The following is a 15,265-nucleotide window of genomic DNA, read 5'->3' as shown; positions in this document are numbered from 1 at the left end:
CGCGGAAAGGCGGTTGAGATCTCGCTCACGCAGCCCGAGCGGCCCGCTCCAGGGCGATCGCGTGCAGTTTCTCCAGTCGCTGCCGGGACTCCTCGTCGGCGGGGGCGTAGGTGACCAGGCGGGAGCCTGTTTCGGGGCCGAGCCACAGGTCGGTGTGGTCGACGGCGATCCGGCCGACGTACCGGTTGAGGAACTCCTTGCGGCGCGGGCGGGAGGCTCCGACCTCGTGGCGGTCCCAGATCTCGCGGAACTCCGCGGACTCGGTGCGCAGCCGTTTCAGGAGCGTCTTCCAGGCGGGCTCGGCCAGATGCCCGGCCATCCCGGCGCGGAAGCGGGCGGCCATGAGCCGCTGCACCTCGGCCAGGTGCACGATCGAGGAACGCCACTCCTCGTGGGTGTAAGAGAGCAGCATGGCGTTGCGGTCCTGCGGGGGCACCGCGTCCAGGTCGCACAGCAGCAGGCCGTAGGTGCGGTTGTAGGCCAGGATGTCGTAGCGGCTGTTGGACACGCAGACCGGGATCGGCCCCAGCTGGTCGAGGACGAGCCGGAGCCCGGGGGTGATCGACGGGCAGCTGGTGGCCGGGGTCGGGTCGACCGCGCCGGCGAGCTGGAAGAGGTGCGAGCGCTCGCTCGGGTCGAGCAGCAGGGCGCGGGCGAGGGCGTCCAGGACCTGTACGGACACCTGGATGTCCCTGGCCTGCTCCAGCCAGGTGTACCAGGTCACGCCGACCGCGGAGAGGTGGGCGACCTCCTCCCGGCGCAGTCCCGGGGTGCGCCGCCTGCGGCCGCGGGGCAGACCGACCTGCTCGGGGGTGATGTGCTCGCGGCGGTGCCGCAGGAAGGCGGCGAGTTCATGGCGCCGGATCTCCGAGACGGACGGCGTCACGGGCGCGGCGGTCTCCTGGGCCATGGTCGTCATGCCTCCAGCCTGCCCGCACCGGGACCCTGTTGCCAGGTGGTTCTTCTACCAGGATAAGGACACTCTGGTACCCCTCTGTGAGCAGGCGCAGGCTCGAGACCGTGACCACCGAAACGACGACTCCACGCCTCGCCCGCCCCGCCGCGCCACCCGAGCTGGGCGGCCTCGGGCTGTTCACGGTGCTGCTCGCCGCGGCCCTCCCCCTCATCGACTTCTTCATCGTCAACGTGGCGCTGCCGACCATCGCCGCGGACCTGTCCGCGAGCGAGTCGGTCCTCGAACTCGTCGTCGCGGGCTACGGGTTGGCGTACGCCGTCCTCCTGGTCCTCGGCGGCCGGCTCGGCGACCTGTTCGGGCGGCGCCGGCTCTTCCTGGGCGGCATGGCCGCGTTCGGGCTGACCTCACTGGCATGCGGGCTGGCACCGAGCGCGTGGGCGCTGGTCGCGGCCCGGGTGGCCCAGGGGGCCGCGTCGGCGGCGATGCTGCCGCAGGTGCTCGCGACCATCCAGTCGGCGACCGCCGGACCCCGGCGGGCCCGGGCGATGGGCCTGTACGGCGCCACCGCGGGCCTTGCGATGGTGGCGGGCCAGATCCTCGGCGGGGTCCTGGTGGCGGCGGACATCGCGGGCACGAGCTGGCGTGCCGCGTTCCTGGTGAACGTCCCGGTCGTGCTCGTCGGCCTGCTGCTCGCGGCCCGTGCGGTCCCGGAGACCCGTTCCCCGCGCCCGGAGCCGGTGGACGTCCCCGGCACGGTCCTGCTCGCCGCGGCCCTGCTGGCGCTGCTGGCCCCGCTGACCGAGGGCAGGGCGGCGGGCTGGCCGCTGTGGACGTGGCTGTCGCTGGCGGCGTTCCCCTTCCTCGCGGGGGCGTTCTTCGCGGTGGAGCGCAGGGCGGACCGCCGGGGCCGTACGCCGCTGGTGCCGCCCAGCCTCCTCGCGCTGGTGTCGCTGCGCCGGGGCCTGGTCCTGATCGTGCCGTTCTCGATGGGCTTCGCGGGCTTCATGTTCGTGATCGCGGTGGCGCTCCAGGAGGGCGCGGGCCGCAGCCCCGTCCAGGCGGGCCTGGCTCTGGTCCCGCTGGCGGTGACGTTCCTGTTCACGTCGATCGCCGGACCGCGGCTGATCTCCCGCTGGGGCACCCGGGTGGTGACCGCGGGCGCGCTGATCCAGGGGGCCGGACTCGTCCTGATCATCCTGGCGGCCCGGTACTCCTGGTCCGACCTGGGTCTGGTCGCCCTGCTGCCCGGGGGTGCGGTCGCCGGGGTCGGCCAGGCGCTCCAACTCCCCGTCGTCCTGCGGCTGGTGCTGTCCGAGGTGCCGCCCGCGCGGGCCGGTGTGGGCAGCGGCGTGATGGTCACGACACAGCAGGCCTCGCTGGCCCTGGGCGTGGCCACGCTGGGCAGCCTCTTCCTCGCCCTGGTGCCGGGCCTGGGCATGCGGGACGCCCTGGTGACGACGCTGCTCGTGCAGCTGGCGGGGGTGGCCCTGACGGGTGTGCTGAGCCTGCGCCTGCCGCGCACGATGAGCTGACCCGGCCCGGCTCCCGGCGAACACCCCGTGAAGACACTGCTGTTGATGTTGTTCTTGCTGCACACTCCTTGCCGGAGGCGAGGCACATGGTGCAGACGAACACGAGCAGGGTGAGCCGCCGGGACCAGGACGGGCGGGAACACGTCGTCCAGGTGCTGCGCAAGGGCCCCCAGCGCACGATCAGCTGCGAGACCTGCGGCTGGCGCCGGGCCGCGCAGTTCCTGCCCTGGCTGAAGGCGGAGGAACACCTGGCGGAGGCGCACCAGGCGACGGTGGATCCGTCGGGGGGCTGACCCACCGGACCCCACCGGACCCCTCCGGACCCCACCGGACCCCACCGGTCCTCAGGCGCCCTCGGGGGCGTCCAGTTCGCCGACCAGGCCGCGCAGCAGGGGGCCGTACTCGGGGTGGGCCAGGGCGTGGGCCATCTGGGCGACGAGGTAGTCGGCCGGGTTGCCGGTGTCGTACCAGCGGCCCTGGATGACCTGGCCGTACACCGCCCGGGTCGCCGCGTAGGCGTTGACGGCGTCGGTCAGGTAGATCTCGCCGGTGCGGTGCTCGTACCAGCGCCGGGTGCGCTCGCGCAGTTCGTCGACGATGCCCGGGGTGATGACATAGCCGCCGATGGCCGCGTACGACGAGGGCGCGGCGGCCGGGTCGGGCTTCTCGACCAGGCCGGTGATGCGCAGGGTGCCGCCGCCGAGGTCCTCCTGGACGACCGGGACGCCGTAGCGCCGGGACTCGACGGGGTCCATCGGCATCAGGGCGAGGACCGGGCAGCCGGTCTGCTCGTAGGCCCGGATCAGTTGCTGGGCGCGCGGCACCTCGGCCACGAACACGTCGTCCGGCCACAGCACCAGGACGGGCTCGTCGCCGAAGGAGCGGGCGGCGTTGAGGACGGGGGTGCCGTTGCCGTAGGGGCCCTGCTGGTCGAGGTAGGTGATGTGGCCGCGGCGGGCCAGCTCGGCGATCTCCTCGACGGCGTCCGCGTAGGCGCTCTTGCCGTCGGCGCGCAACTGCTCGACCAGGGCGGGGTTGGGGCGGAAGTGGTCCTGGATCAGGGACTTGCCGCCGGAGACGACGATGGTGATGTCGGTGATGCCGGAGTCCACCAGCTCGCGCACGGTGTGCTCGATGACCGGCTTGTCGCCGACCGGGAGCATCTCCTTCGGCGTCGCCTTGGTGAGCGGCAGCAGCCGGGAGCCGAGGCCGGCGGCGGGGATGACGGCCCTGCGGATGGTGGAGGACATCGGCTCGCTCGCCTTCTCTTCGGCCGGGCGGCACACTCTAGCCCGTACACCTGGTCCGTCGTCCGTACGCCTCCGCACCCCTGGCCCGACGTCCGTACGCCTCCGCACACCTGGCCCGTCGTCCGTACGCCCGCCCCGTCCGCCTGGGCCGCCCGACCGGTCCGTCCGCCCCTCCGCCTGGGCCGCACGCCCGCCCTGTCCGCCCGGCCCTCCGCCTAGCCGTTCCGCAGCCCCCTCAGCAAAAGCTCCACCAGCGCCGCGAAGTCGCCGTCGGCCTCCGGGCGCTCCCATTCGGTGAAGTACGCGGGGTCGTGAAAGCGGCCGGTGGCCTGGAAGACGGCACGGGCCTGGGCCGCCGGGTCCCCGGTGAAGGCGCCGGAGGCCGTGCCCGCCTCGATGATGCCTGTGAGCTGGCCGGTGAGGTCGGCGATGTGCTCGTCGACCACCGAGCCGGCCTCCCTGGTCAGCACCATGTAGGTGGCGAACAGCTCGGGGTCGTCCCCCGCCTTGCGGCGCTTGGCCTCGAAGAGGTCGGCGAGCCAGTCGCGCAGCCGGGTCTGCGGTGTCCGGTCCTCGTCCGCGGCGATACCGGCGAGGGACACGGAGGTACGGTCCAGCCAGCGCTTGATCACCGCTGCCCGCAGCGCCGCCTTGGTGCGGAAGTGGCGGTAGACGCTGCCGTGGCTGACGCCGAGCGCGCGGGCCACGTCGACCACGGTGGCCTTGGCGGGCCCGTGCCGGCGCAGCACCTCCTCGGTGGCTTCGAGGATGCGCTCCGCGGTCAGGGTCTCGGTGGTCGGTGCCATGTCCTAGACCGTACCTGGCACGGCGTTCGCTACTTGCTGCCCAGGTGGGTCATCTGCGCGGCCGGATAGCGCTCGCCCGCCGCCGCGTCGGCCGGCACGGCGTCCTCGATCGCGCGCAGGTCGTCGGCGTCCAGTACGACGTCCAGGGCGCCCAGCGACTCCGTGAGCCGCTCCCGGGTGCGGGCGCCGACGAGCGGCACGATGTCCTCGCCCTGCGCCAGCACCCAGGCGATGGCGATCTGCGCCACGGTGACGCCCTTCTGCTCGGCGATCTTCCGGAGCGCCTCGACGAGGTTCAGGTTGTGCTGGAGGTTGCCGTCCTGGAAGCGGGGCGAGTGGGCCCGGAAGTCGTTCGCGGCCAGTTGCCGGTCTGCGGAGAAGTGGCCGGAGATCAGGCCGCGGGACAGGACGCCGTAGGCGGTGATGGAGATGCCCAGTTCACGGGTGGTCGGCAGGACCTCCTCCTCGATGCCGCGCGAGATCAGCGCGTACTCGATCTGGAGGTCGGAGACGGGTGCGGTGGCGGCGGCCCTGCGGATGGTGTCGGCGCCGACCTCGCTGAGGCCCACGTGGCGGACGTGGCCCTGCTCGATGAGTTCGGCGATCGCGCCGACCGTCTCCTCGATCGGGACGTCCGGGTCGAGCCGGGCGATGCGGTAGACGTCGATGTGGTCGACGCCGAGGCGCTGGAGGGAGTAGGCGGCGAAGTTCTTCACGGCGGCGGGGCGGCCGTCGTAGCCCGACCATTCACCGCCCGGGCCGCGCAGCGCACCGAACTTCACACTCAGCAGGGCCTGTTCGCGGCGGGCGGCGGGGGCGGTGCGCAGGGCCTCGCCGATCAGCATCTCGTTGTGGCCCATGGCGTAGAAGTCGCCGGTGTCGAGCAGGGTCACGCCCGCCTCCAGGGCGGCGTGGATCGTCGCGATCGACTCCTCGCGGTCCACGTCGCCGTACATGGGCGACATGCCCATGCAGCCGAGGCCGAGGGCGGAGACCTGGGGGCCGGTGGTTCCGAGGGTGCGTGTGCGTAGCGTCATGCCCTCCACTCTGACATGACAGCTGACAGATTTCAATATCTGTCAGCTGTCACTCCTCGCGAAGAAAAAACGGCCCCCGACACGAGCCCGCAAGGGCCTGCGTCGGGGGCCGAGAAAGGCCGAGAAAGACGGACCGACTAGCAGCCGACCAGGCGGCTCGCCAGGTAGCCCTCGATCTGGTCGAGGGAGACGCGCTCCTGCTTCATGGAGTCACGCTCGCGGACCGTCACCGCGTTGTCGTCGAGGGTGTCGAAGTCGACCGTCACGCAGTACGGCGTGCCGATCTCGTCCTGGCGGCGGTAGCGGCGGCCGATCGCGCCGGCGTCGTCGAACTCGATGTTCCAGTTCTGGCGCAGCGCCTGGGCGAGACCCTTGGCCTTCGGGGACAGCTCGGCGTTGCGGGACAGCGGGAGCACCGCGACCTTCACCGGGGCGAGACGGTGGTCGAGACGCAGCACGGTGCGCTTCTCCAGCTTGCCCTTGGCGTTGGGGGCCTCGTCCTCGACGTAGGCGTCGAGCAGGAACGCCAGCATCGAGCGGCCGACACCGGCCGCCGGCTCGATGACGTACGGCGTCCAGCGCTCGCCGGCCTCCTGGTCGTAGTAGACGAGGTCCTGGCCGGAGGCCTTGGAGTGGGCGCTGAGGTCGTAGTCGGTGCGGTTGGCCACACCCTCCAGCTCACCCCACTCGCTGCCGCCGAACTGGAAGCGGTACTCGATGTCGGCGGTGCGCTTGGAGTAGTGGGAGAGCTTCTCCTTCGGGTGCTCGTACCACCGCATGTTCTCCTCGCGCAGGCCCAGGCCGGTGTACCAGTTCCAGCGCTGCTCCATCCAGTACTCCTGCCACTTCTCGTCCTCGCCCGGCTTGACGAAGAACTCCATCTCCATCTGCTCGAACTCGCGGGTGCGGAAGATGAAGTTGCCGGGCGTGATCTCGTTGCGGAAGGACTTGCCCATCTGCGCGATGCCGAACGGCGGCTTCTTGCGCGAAGCGGTCTGCACCTGGGCGAAGTTGGTGAAGATGCCCTGGGCGGTCTCGGGGCGCAGGTAGGCGATGGAGCCGGTGTCCTGGGTCGGGCCGAGGTGGGTGGAGAGCAGGCCCGAGAACTGCTTGGGCTCGGTGAACTGGCCCTTGTTGCCGCAGTTGGGGCAGTTCACGTCCGCCAGGCCGTTCTCCGGGGCGCGCTTGTGCTTGGCCTCGTACGCCTCTTCCAGGTGGTCCGCGCGGAACCGCTTGTGGCAGGAGGTGCACTCGGTCAGCGGGTCGGAGAAGGTGGCCACGTGACCGGAGGCGACCCAGACCTCGGGGGCCAGGATCACGGACGAGTCGAGACCGACCACGTCCTCACGAGACGTCACCATGTAGCGCCACCACTGACGCTTCAGGTTCTCCTTCAGCTCGACACCCAGCGGTCCGTAGTCCCAGGCGGCGCGCTGACCGCCGTAGATCTCACTACAGGGGAAAACGAAGCCCCGGCGCTTGCTCAGGCTGACGATGGTGTCGATCTTGTCGGCGGCCACGGTGCTCTCTTCATGACGAATGGACGGCAGCGAATGCCTCAGGTTACCGGCGTGGCCACCCCCGGTATCAAATCGGTTCGGGGCCAGGGCTTTGTTGACAACCGTTTCCATATTTGATGAAAATGACTGTCATGAACGTACGACGACGCCTCATACCCGCGGTCGCCGCCGCCGGTGCCCTCGCCGCCCTCTCCGCGTGCTCCACCGACAGCGCCGCCGCGGGGAACACCGGGAGGTTCGACGTCGTCGCGTCCTTCTACCCGATGGCCTTCCTCGCCGAGCAGATAGGCGGGGACCACGTGCACGTCACCAGCCTGACCCAGCCCGGCCAGGAACCGCACGACCTGGAGATCAGCGCCAAGCAGACCGCGCAGCTCCAGGAGTCCGACGCGGTCCTCTACCTGAAGAACCTCCAGCCCTCCGTCGACGACGCGGTCGCCCAGTCCGGGATCAAGACCAAGATCGACGCGACCACGCTGACCTCCCTGGAGGAGCACGGCAACGAGGTCGGCGGCCACGCGGCCGAGCACGACGACGAGCACGGCGAGGAAGCGGGCGGCAAGGACCCCCACATCTGGCTCGACCCCGTGAAGTACGCCGAGGTCGCCCAGGGCGTCGGCGCCGCCTTCGAGAAGGCCGACCCGGACCACGCGGCCGACTACAAGGCCAACACAGCGGCCCTCGTCAAGAAGCTCGACGCCCTGAACACGAAGTTCAAGGACGGCCTCGCGCACACCGACTCCAAGGTCTTCATCACCACCCACGCCGCCTTCGGCTACCTCGCCGAGCGCTACGGCCTCACCGAGGAGGCCATCAACGGCCTGGACCCCGAGTCGGAGCCCAGCGCCCACCGCGTCAAGGACCTCGAGACGATGGCGAAGGCCGACGGCGTCACCACCGTGTTCTACGAGACGCTCGTCAGCGACAGGACCGCGAAGACCATCGCCTCCGACGCCGGGCTGAAGACGGACGTCCTCGACCCGATCGAGGGCATCACCGCCAAGTCCCGCGGCAAGGACTACTTCGCGGTGCAGGAAGCCAACCTCAAGGCCCTCCAGGGCGCCCTGGGAGCGAAATGACACCGGAGGACGGCATGACCGAGCCCGTCATCTCTCTGCGCTCAGTCCGCGCCGACCTGGGCTCGCGGCCTGTCCTGCGCGGCATCGACCTCACCGTGGAGCGCGGTGAGGTCGTCGCGCTGCTCGGGGCCAACGGCTCCGGCAAGTCCACCGCGATCCGCACGATCATCGGCCAAGTCCCCACCGCCGCGGGCGAGATCGAACTCTTCGGCACCCCGCGCGGGCGCTTCCGCGACTGGGCCCGCATCGGCTACGTCCCGCAGCGCACCACCGCCGCGGGCGGGGTCCCCGCGACCGTCACCGAGATCGTCTCCTCCGGCCGGCTCTCCCGCGCCCGCTTCGGGATGCTCCGCAGGGCCGACCACGAGGCCGTACGGCGGGCCCTGGAAATGGTCGGCATGGCGGACCGCGCGAAGGACTCGGTCGACGCCCTGTCCGGCGGCCAGCACCAGCGTGTCCTGATCGCCCGCGCGCTCGCCGCCGAACCCGAGCTCCTGATCATGGACGAGCCGATGGCGGGCGTGGACCTGGCCAGCCAGGAGGTGCTGGCGCGGGCACTGGAGGAACAGGTCGCGCGGGGCGTCACGGTTTTGCTCGTGCTGCACGAACTCGGCCCCCTGGAGCCGCTGATCGACCGCGCGGTCGTGCTGCGGGACGGCTGCGTCCTGCATGACGGCCCTCCCCCGCGCGCGGTCGGTCAGCACGCCCTGCCCGGACACGACCACGTCCACCCCCACTCCCCCGAGCACGAGCCGATGCGCACAGGACTGCTGAGCTGATGGACCTCCTCGACTACGCTTTCATGCAGCGGGCCCTGCTCGCCGCCGTCCTGGTCGGCATCACGGCCCCCGCGGTCGGCATCTACCTGGTCCAGCGCCGCCAGGCCCTCATGGGCGACGGCATCGGCCATGTCGCGATGACCGGCGTCGGCCTCGGCTTCCTGCTCTCCTGGTCGCCGGTGTGGATGGCGACCCTGGTCTCGGTGCTCGGTGCGGTCCTCATGGAGCTGATCCGCTGGTACGGAAAGACCCGGGGCGACATCGCCCTCGCGATGCTCTTCTACGGCGGCATGGCCGGCGGCGTGATGTTCATCAACCTCGCGCCCGGCGGTTCCAACGCCAACCTGACGTCGTACCTGTTCGGTTCGCTGTCGACGGTGAGCGCGTCCGACGTGACCGCGATCTGCGTACTGGCCGCGTTCGTCGTGCTCGTCACCCTCGGTCTGCGCCGGCAGCTCTTCGCGGTCAGCCAGGACGAGGAGTTCGCCCGCGTCACCGGTCTTCCGGTGCGCGCGCTCAACCTGCTGACGGCGGTCACGGCCGCGGTGACGGTGACCGTCGCCATGCGCGTGGTCGGACTGCTGCTGGTCAGCGCGCTGATGGTGGTGCCGGTGGCGGCGGCGCAGCAGCTCAGCCGGAGCTTCGCGGCCACCTTCGCGATCGCGGTGGCGATCGGGGTGACGGTGACGATCGGCGGCACCGTCACCTCGTACTACCAGGATGTCCCGCCCGGTGCGACGATCGTGCTGCTCACCATCGCCGCGTTCATCCTGCTGACCGCCCTCGCCACTCCGCTGGCCCGGCGCCGCGCCCGCGCGGTGGCCGCCCGGCAGCCGGCCGGGGACCCCGCAGAGTGTGCGATTCCGGCCACTCGGGCACCGGAGGGCACGGCCGGAGTCTGACCCGGCACAGGCCGGGCTGGCACAATGGCCCGGCAGGAGCCGAACGAAGGAGGAACCCGTGACGACCGCTGGACCGCCCGTGAAGGGCCGCGCCACCCGGCAGCGGGCCGCCGTGGCGGCGGCCCTCGACGAGGTCGACGAGTTCCGCAGCGCGCAGGAACTGCACGACATGCTCAAGCACAAGGGCGACGCGGTCGGTCTGACCACGGTCTACCGCACCCTCCAGAACCTCGCCGACGCGGGCGAGGTCGACGTCCTGCGCACCTCCGACGGCGAGTCCGTGTACCGCCGCTGCTCCTCCGGCGACCACCATCACCACCTGGTCTGCCGGGTCTGCGGCAAGGCCGTGGAGGTGGAGGGCCCGGCCGTCGAGAAGTGGGCCGACGCGATCGCCGCCGAGCACGGCTACGTCAACGTGGCGCACACCGTGGAGATCTTCGGCACCTGCGCGGACTGCGCGGCCGCCGCCCAGGGCTGACCGACAGGAAACACACAGCAGAGCCGAGGGATAACCCTTGGCTCGTACTCCTTTGCATGACATGACCCGGACAACCGTGCCACGCTCCCTCCAGCTCTCACGCAGTTCCCGCACGGCACCTCCACCCCGTCGTCGCAGTAGGAGTACGAGTGAGACCCTCCCCACGAAGATCAGCCGTCGCCGCGTCCCTGGTGGCCGCCGCGTCCCTCCTCGCCGTAGGCGTCCAGACGGTCCCCGCCGCCGCGGGGCCCGCCTCCCCCCACCCCAGCCCGCTGCGCACGGGCGGTCTCGAGGCCAAGCTCTCCCCGGCCCAGCGCACGGCCCTGATCAAGAGCGCGTCCGGCAAGGCCGAGGCGACCGCCGACTCCCTCGGCCTCGGCGCCAAGGAGAAACTGGTCGTCAAGGACGTCGTCAAGGACAACGACGGCACTCTGCACACCCGTTACGAGCGCACCTACGACGGCGTGCCCGTCCTCGGCGGCGACCTGGTCGTGCACACGCCCCCGGCCTCCCTGGCCGCCGGCACCGTGAGCACCACCTTCAACAACAACCGCCGTACCGTCTCGGTGAAGTCCACGACCGCCACCTTCAGCAAGGCGGCAGCGCAGACGAAGGCCCTCAGGACCGCCAAGGCGCTCAAGGCCGAGAACCCCGCCGCGCAGAGCGCCCGCAAGGTGATCTGGGCCGGCTCGGGCACCCCGAAGCTCGCCTGGGAGACGGTGGTCTCCGGCTTCCAGGACGACGGCACGCCCAGCAAGCTGCACGTCATCACCGACGCCACGACCGGCGCCGAACTCTCCCGCTACGAGGGCGTGGAGACCGGCACCGGCAACAGCCAGTACAGCGGCACGGTGCCCTTGAGCACCACGCTGTCCGGTTCGACGTACCAGCTGTACGACACCACCCGCGGCGGCCACAAGACGTACAGCCTCAACAACGGCACGTCGGGCACCGGCACCCTGATGACCGACGCCGACGACACCTGGGGCACCGGCTCCGGCTCCAACACCCAGACCGCCGGTGTGGACGCCCACTACGGCGCCCAGGAGACCTGGGACTTCTACAAGAACACCTTCGGCCGCAGCGGCATCAAGAACGACGGGGTGGCCGCCTACAGCCGCGTCCACTACAGCTCGTCGTACGTCAACGCCTTCTGGGACGACGACTGCTTCTGCATGACCTACGGCGACGGCTCGGGCGGCACGCACGCACTGACCTCGCTGGACGTGGCCGGGCACGAGATGAGCCACGGCGTCACCTCCAACACGGCGGGGCTCAACTACACCGGTGAGTCCGGCGGGTTGAACGAGGCCACCTCCGACATCTTCGGCACCGGCGTGGAGTTCTACGCCAACAACTCCACCGACGTCGGTGACTACCTCATCGGCGAGAAGATCGACATCAACGGCAACGGCACGCCGCTGCGGTACATGGACAAGCCGAGCAAGGACGGCAGTTCGGCGGACAGCTGGTACTCGGGGGTCGGCAACCTCGACGTGCACTACTCGTCCGGGCCCGCGAACCACATGTTCTACCTGCTCTCCGAGGGCAGCGGCACCAAGACCATCAACGGCGTGACCTACACCAGCACGACCTCCGACGGGGTCGCCGTCGCCGGGATCGGCCGGGCCGCGGCCCTCCAGATCTGGTACAAGGCGCTGACGACGTACATGACGTCCAGCACCACCTACGCCGGCGCCCGCACCGCCGCCCTGAACGCGGCCGCGGCCCTGTACGGCACCAGCTCCACGCAGTACGCCGGGGTCGGCAACGCCTTCGCGGGCATCAACGTGGGCAGCCACATCACCGTGCCGTCGACCGGCGTGACGGTGACCAACCCGGGCAGCCAGACCAGCACGGTCGGCACCGCCGTGAGCCTCCAGATCAGCGCGAGCAGCACCAACAGCGGCTCACTGAGCTACGCGGCCACCGGTCTGCCCGCCGGTCTGTCGATCAGCAGCTCGACCGGCGCGATCACCGGCACCCCCACCACGGCCGGGACCTCCAGCACCACGGTCACGGTGACGGACAGCACGGGGGCGACGGGCACGGCGTCCTTCACCTGGACCGTGAACGCGGCCGGCGGCGGCAGCTGCACCTCGACGCAGCTGCTCGGCAACCAGGGCTTCGAGTCGGGCAACACGACCTGGACCGCGTCCAGCGGAGTGATCACCAACGCCAGCGGCGAGGCCGCCCGCACCGGCTCCTACAAGGCGTGGCTGGACGGCTACGGCTCCACCCACACCGACACGCTCTCCCAGTCGGTGACGGTCCCGAGCGGCTGCACCGGGACCACGTTCACCTTCTACCTGCACATCGACACGGCGGAGACCACCACCAGCACGCAGTACGACAAGCTGACGGTGACCGCCGGGTCGACGACCCTGGCCACGTACTCGAACCTCAACGCGGCCAGCGGTTACGTCCAGAAGTCCTTCAGCCTGGCGGCCTTCGCCGGTCAGACGGTCACGCTGAAGTTCACCGGGGTCGAGGACTCCTCGCTCCAGACGAGCTTCGTGATCGACGACACGGCGGTGACGACCAGCTGAGTCCTTCGTAGTCGGTGAACGTCGGTGAAGGGCGGGTCGGGGGCTCAGGCCTCCGGGTCGCCCTTCATCGCCTCCTCCATGGCGAGCAGCTCCTCGTTCGGGACGGCCCCGCCGAAGCGGCGGTCCCGGGAGGCGAACTCGACACAGGCCCGCCACAGGTCACGGCGGTCGAAGTCGGGCCACAGGACGTCCTGGAAGACCATCTCGGCGTACGCGCTCTGCCAGAGCAGGTAGTTGGAGGTGCGCTGCTCGCCGCTGGGCCGCAGGAAGAGGTCCACGTCGGGCATGTCCGGGTAGTACAGGTACTTCGCGAGGGTCTTCTCGGTGACCTTGGCCGGGTCGAGGCGGCCCGCCTTCACGTCCTCGGCGAGGGCCTGCGCGGCATCGGCGATCTCGGCCCGGCCGCCGTAGTTCATGCAGAAGTACAGCGTGAGCTTGTCGTTGTCCTTGGTCTGCTCCTGGGCGACCTGGAGCTCCTTGGCGACCGACTTCCACAGCTTGGGCATCCGGCCCACCCAGCGCACCCGGATCCCGAGCTCGTCGAGCTGGTCGCGGGTCTTGCGGATGAAGTCCCGGTTGAAGTTCATGAGGAAGCGGACCTCGTCGGGCGAGCGCTTCCAGTTCTCGGTGGAGAAGGCGTAGAGCGAGATGTTCTTCACGCCGGCCTCGATCGCGCCCTGGAGCACGTCGAGGACCCGCTCGGCGCCGACCTTGTGCCCCTCGGTGCGGGGCAGCCCGCGCTCCTTCGCCCAGCGGCCGTTGCCGTCCATGACGATCGCCACGTGCTCGGGGATCAGCTCACCGGGGAGCTTGGGCGCCCGGGCGCCGGACGGGTGCGGTTCCGGCGTCCGGTACTCGCGGCGCTGACGACCGAGGATCCCGCGTACGACCATGGTGGTTCTCGTCTCCCTCTCAGGGTTGCTTCTCTACGTCTGCTTCTCTACGTAGCGCAGGGATCTCAGCCCGCGCTCCAGATGCCAGTGCAGGTAGGCGGACACCAGCCCGCTGCCCTCCCGGACGTACCGCGGTTCGCTCGCGTCCGCGGTCTCCCAGTCTCCCGTAAGCAGCGCGGCGAGGAGTTCCAGGGTCTGTGGTGAGGGTACGACGCTGCCGGGCACCCGGCAGTCCACGCAGACGGAGCCTCCGGCGGCCACCGAGAAGAAACGGTTCGGGCCGGCCATCCCGCACTTCGCGCAGTCGCTGAAGCTGGGCGCGTAGCCGTTGACCGCGAGCGAGCGCAGCAGGAAGGCGTCGAGGACCAGGTGGGGGGCGTGCTCACCCCGGGCGAGGGTCCGCAGGGCCCCCACGAGCAGCAGGTACTGCTGGACGGCGGGCTCGCCCTCGTGGTCCGTGAAGCGTTCGGCGGTCTCCAGCATGGCCGTCCCGGCGGTGTACCGGGCGTAGTCGGAGACGATCCCGCCGCCGTACGGCGCGATGGTCTCGCTCTGGGTGCACAGCGGCAGCCCGCGGCCCACCAGCTCGCTCCCGCGCGCGAAGAACTGCACGTCGACGTGGGAGAAGGGTTCGAGCCGGGCGCCGAACTTGGACTTGGTGCGCCGCACCCCGCGGGCCACGGCCCGCACCCGCCCGTGCCCCCGGGTGAGGAGCGTGATGATCCGGTCCGCTTCCCCGAGCTTCTGGGTGCGCAGGACGATCCCGTCGTCCCGGAAGAGACTCATCGCCCACCCCCGTGGGCACCGATCCGGTCCGCCTCACCCGGCGTCCGGGTGCGCAGCACGATGGCGTCGTCGCGGAACAGATGCATGCCCCCATTCTCGCCCACCCGGAACCCTGCCCGCCGCGGTCCGGTACAACGGCTCCCATGACCTCCGGACCGTCTGATCCCGTCGAGTCGTGGCAGCGCCGTGCACGACGACGTGCGGAGGAAGGCGCCGGCTTCGGTACTGGCCCGCCGCATGACGACCCCGTCGTGCAGCTTCAGAGTCGCACGGCCGATGTCCGGTGGGTTCCGCCGGCCCGGAACATCTCCGGGGATCTGCTGTTCGTGAACCACCGGTCGCACCACGCGGGGGAAATCGGGGAAATCTCGTTCGGCGACCCCGAGTACCGTCTGCTGTGGCCGCGCATGGATCTCATGCTCGCGGATCTGTGCGAGGCAGTCGAGAAGGGGATCCCGGTGACCTCTGTCCCCCGGATTCCCCGTCTTTACGAGGGGCGGATGCTGGAGTGGCCGGTGCGGTGACCGTGGGCTGCTCGACCGGGGTGGCTTCCCGTACCGCGTCCGGTGCCGCGTCCCATTCCCTGCCGCCGCCGTACGGTCTGAGCTGGACGTACGGGCCCTCGTGCCCCATCACGACGCCGACCTTCCCGGTCCGGGTGTCCACGACGTACGAACCCACGGGCATTTTCGCCACCGATTACCTCCAGACTCCGATTACACGGAACTCCCCCGCCTT

The 15,265-nt window shown here is 70.6% G+C and carries 16 protein-coding genes; 8 read left to right on the top strand and 8 right to left on the bottom strand.

Annotated elements, in window-relative coordinates; genetic code table 11:
- Nucleotides 1–25: 25 nt before the first annotated feature.
- Nucleotides 26–919, bottom strand: coding sequence for an MmyB family transcriptional regulator (locus AQJ54_RS08415; protein WP_062235575.1), 894 nt, complete (start codon nt 917–919; stop codon nt 26–28).
- 101 nt (nt 920–1,020) lie between these two features.
- On the opposite strand from AQJ54_RS08415, the gene AQJ54_RS08410 reads away from it, so the two are divergent.
- Together AQJ54_RS08410 and AQJ54_RS08405 are read left to right on the top strand one after the other, a co-directional pair.
- Nucleotides 1,021–2,448: an MFS transporter gene (locus AQJ54_RS08410; protein WP_062237034.1), complete on the top strand. Its 1,428-nt coding sequence runs from the start codon at nt 1,021–1,023 to the stop codon at nt 2,446–2,448.
- Nucleotides 2,449–2,534: 86 nt separating this feature from the next.
- Nucleotides 2,535–2,741, top strand: a complete 207-nt coding sequence (locus AQJ54_RS08405) for a hypothetical protein (RefSeq protein WP_062027773.1) — start codon at nt 2,535–2,537, stop codon at nt 2,739–2,741.
- A 51-nt stretch (nt 2,742–2,792) separates the two neighbouring features.
- Here AQJ54_RS08405 and AQJ54_RS08400 read toward each other — a convergent pair whose 3' ends face one another.
- The 4 genes from AQJ54_RS08400 to AQJ54_RS08385 form a co-directional block, all read right to left on the bottom strand.
- The gene (locus AQJ54_RS08400) at nt 2,793–3,698 is read right to left on the bottom strand and encodes a UTP--glucose-1-phosphate uridylyltransferase (protein WP_062028074.1); all 906 of its coding nucleotides are present in this window, start codon (nt 3,696–3,698) and stop codon (nt 2,793–2,795) included.
- A gap of 215 nt (nt 3,699–3,913) precedes the next feature.
- Complete coding sequence (locus tag AQJ54_RS08395) at nt 3,914–4,504, bottom strand: TetR/AcrR family transcriptional regulator (RefSeq protein WP_062235572.1); 591 nt, start codon at nt 4,502–4,504, stop codon at nt 3,914–3,916.
- Nucleotides 4,505–4,533: 29 nt separating this feature from the next.
- A complete protein-coding gene (locus AQJ54_RS08390) occupies nt 4,534–5,541 on the bottom strand; it encodes an aldo/keto reductase (protein ID WP_062235569.1) in 1,008 nt (335 codons plus the stop codon).
- 137 nt (nt 5,542–5,678) lie between these two features.
- Nucleotides 5,679–7,061: a glycine--tRNA ligase gene (locus AQJ54_RS08385; protein ID WP_030314834.1), complete on the bottom strand. Its 1,383-nt coding sequence runs from the start codon at nt 7,059–7,061 to the stop codon at nt 5,679–5,681.
- Between the two features lie 131 nt (nt 7,062–7,192).
- Between AQJ54_RS08385 and AQJ54_RS08380 the strand changes: the two genes are divergently transcribed.
- The 5 genes from AQJ54_RS08380 (at nt 7,193) to AQJ54_RS08360 (ending at nt 12,848) form a co-directional block, all read left to right on the top strand.
- On the top strand, nt 7,193–8,140 hold the full coding sequence (locus AQJ54_RS08380) for a metal ABC transporter substrate-binding protein (RefSeq protein ID WP_062235566.1): 948 nt from the start codon (nt 7,193–7,195) through the stop codon (nt 8,138–8,140).
- Nucleotides 8,137–8,919 (top strand): metal ABC transporter ATP-binding protein, encoded by a 783-nt coding sequence (locus tag AQJ54_RS08375; RefSeq protein WP_062235564.1) that lies wholly within the window; start codon nt 8,137–8,139, stop codon nt 8,917–8,919. The genes AQJ54_RS08380 and AQJ54_RS08375 overlap by 4 nt, the downstream gene beginning before the upstream one ends.
- Nucleotides 8,919–9,821: a metal ABC transporter permease gene (locus tag AQJ54_RS08370; RefSeq protein ID WP_062235561.1), complete on the top strand. Its 903-nt coding sequence runs from the start codon at nt 8,919–8,921 to the stop codon at nt 9,819–9,821. Before AQJ54_RS08375 ends, AQJ54_RS08370 begins: the two co-directional genes overlap by 1 nt.
- Nucleotides 9,822–9,879: 58 nt before the next feature.
- On the top strand, nt 9,880–10,299 hold the full coding sequence (locus AQJ54_RS08365) for a Fur family transcriptional regulator (protein ID WP_028809401.1): 420 nt from the start codon (nt 9,880–9,882) through the stop codon (nt 10,297–10,299).
- Between the two features lie 149 nt (nt 10,300–10,448).
- Nucleotides 10,449–12,848, top strand: a complete 2,400-nt coding sequence (locus tag AQJ54_RS08360) for a M4 family metallopeptidase (RefSeq protein ID WP_211278509.1) — start codon at nt 10,449–10,451, stop codon at nt 12,846–12,848.
- Between the two features lie 44 nt (nt 12,849–12,892).
- Here the strand turns inward: AQJ54_RS08360 and AQJ54_RS08355 are convergent, their stop codons facing one another.
- Together AQJ54_RS08355 and recO are read right to left on the bottom strand one after the other, a co-directional pair.
- Complete coding sequence (locus AQJ54_RS08355; protein ID WP_062235556.1) at nt 12,893–13,741, bottom strand: isoprenyl transferase; 849 nt, start codon at nt 13,739–13,741, stop codon at nt 12,893–12,895.
- A 33-nt stretch (nt 13,742–13,774) separates the two neighbouring features.
- A complete protein-coding gene (recO, locus tag AQJ54_RS08350) occupies nt 13,775–14,527 on the bottom strand; it encodes a DNA repair protein RecO (protein WP_062027757.1) in 753 nt (250 codons plus the stop codon).
- 143 nt (nt 14,528–14,670) lie between these two features.
- Between recO and AQJ54_RS08345 the strand changes: the two genes are divergently transcribed.
- Nucleotides 14,671–15,051 (top strand): hypothetical protein, encoded by a 381-nt coding sequence (locus AQJ54_RS08345; protein WP_211278508.1) that lies wholly within the window; start codon nt 14,671–14,673, stop codon nt 15,049–15,051.
- Here AQJ54_RS08345 and AQJ54_RS46625 read toward each other — a convergent pair.
- Complete coding sequence (locus tag AQJ54_RS46625; RefSeq protein ID WP_079069833.1) at nt 14,942–15,214, bottom strand: hypothetical protein; 273 nt, start codon at nt 15,212–15,214, stop codon at nt 14,942–14,944. The genes AQJ54_RS08345 and AQJ54_RS46625 overlap by 110 nt on opposite strands.
- Nucleotides 15,215–15,265: the final 51 nt, after the last annotated feature.

This window comes from Streptomyces griseorubiginosus (assembly GCF_001514195.1).
Lineage (GTDB): Bacteria > Actinomycetota > Actinomycetes > Streptomycetales > Streptomycetaceae > Streptomyces > Streptomyces griseorubiginosus.
Note: the sequence above shows the minus strand (reverse complement) of the source record. Positions and strands in the feature narration are given on the sequence as shown.

What these genes read in the sequence shown, in the direction of transcription:
- AQJ54_RS08415 (WP_062235575.1), bottom strand. Translation starts at nt 919, where the DNA reads ATGACGACCATGGCCCAGGAGACCGCCGCGCCCGTGACGCCGTCCGTC.
- AQJ54_RS08405 (WP_062027773.1), top strand. Translation starts at nt 2,535, where the DNA reads ATGGTGCAGACGAACACGAGCAGGGTGAGCCGCCGGGACCAGGACGGG.
- AQJ54_RS08400 (WP_062028074.1), bottom strand. Translation starts at nt 3,698, where the DNA reads ATGTCCTCCACCATCCGCAGGGCCGTCATCCCCGCCGCCGGCCTCGGC.
- AQJ54_RS08395 (WP_062235572.1), bottom strand. Translation starts at nt 4,504, where the DNA reads ATGGCACCGACCACCGAGACCCTGACCGCGGAGCGCATCCTCGAAGCC.
- AQJ54_RS08390 (WP_062235569.1), bottom strand. Translation starts at nt 5,541, where the DNA reads ATGACGCTACGCACACGCACCCTCGGAACCACCGGCCCCCAGGTCTCC.
- AQJ54_RS08380 (WP_062235566.1), top strand. Translation starts at nt 7,193, where the DNA reads ATGAACGTACGACGACGCCTCATACCCGCGGTCGCCGCCGCCGGTGCC.
- AQJ54_RS08375 (WP_062235564.1), top strand. Translation starts at nt 8,137, where the DNA reads ATGACACCGGAGGACGGCATGACCGAGCCCGTCATCTCTCTGCGCTCA.
- AQJ54_RS08370 (WP_062235561.1), top strand. Translation starts at nt 8,919, where the DNA reads ATGGACCTCCTCGACTACGCTTTCATGCAGCGGGCCCTGCTCGCCGCC.
- AQJ54_RS08355 (WP_062235556.1), bottom strand. Translation starts at nt 13,741, where the DNA reads ATGGTCGTACGCGGGATCCTCGGTCGTCAGCGCCGCGAGTACCGGACG.
- recO (WP_062027757.1), bottom strand. Translation starts at nt 14,527, where the DNA reads ATGAGTCTCTTCCGGGACGACGGGATCGTCCTGCGCACCCAGAAGCTC.
- AQJ54_RS08345 (WP_211278508.1), top strand. Translation starts at nt 14,671, where the DNA reads ATGACCTCCGGACCGTCTGATCCCGTCGAGTCGTGGCAGCGCCGTGCA.
- AQJ54_RS46625 (WP_079069833.1), bottom strand. Translation starts at nt 15,214, where the DNA reads ATGCCCGTGGGTTCGTACGTCGTGGACACCCGGACCGGGAAGGTCGGC.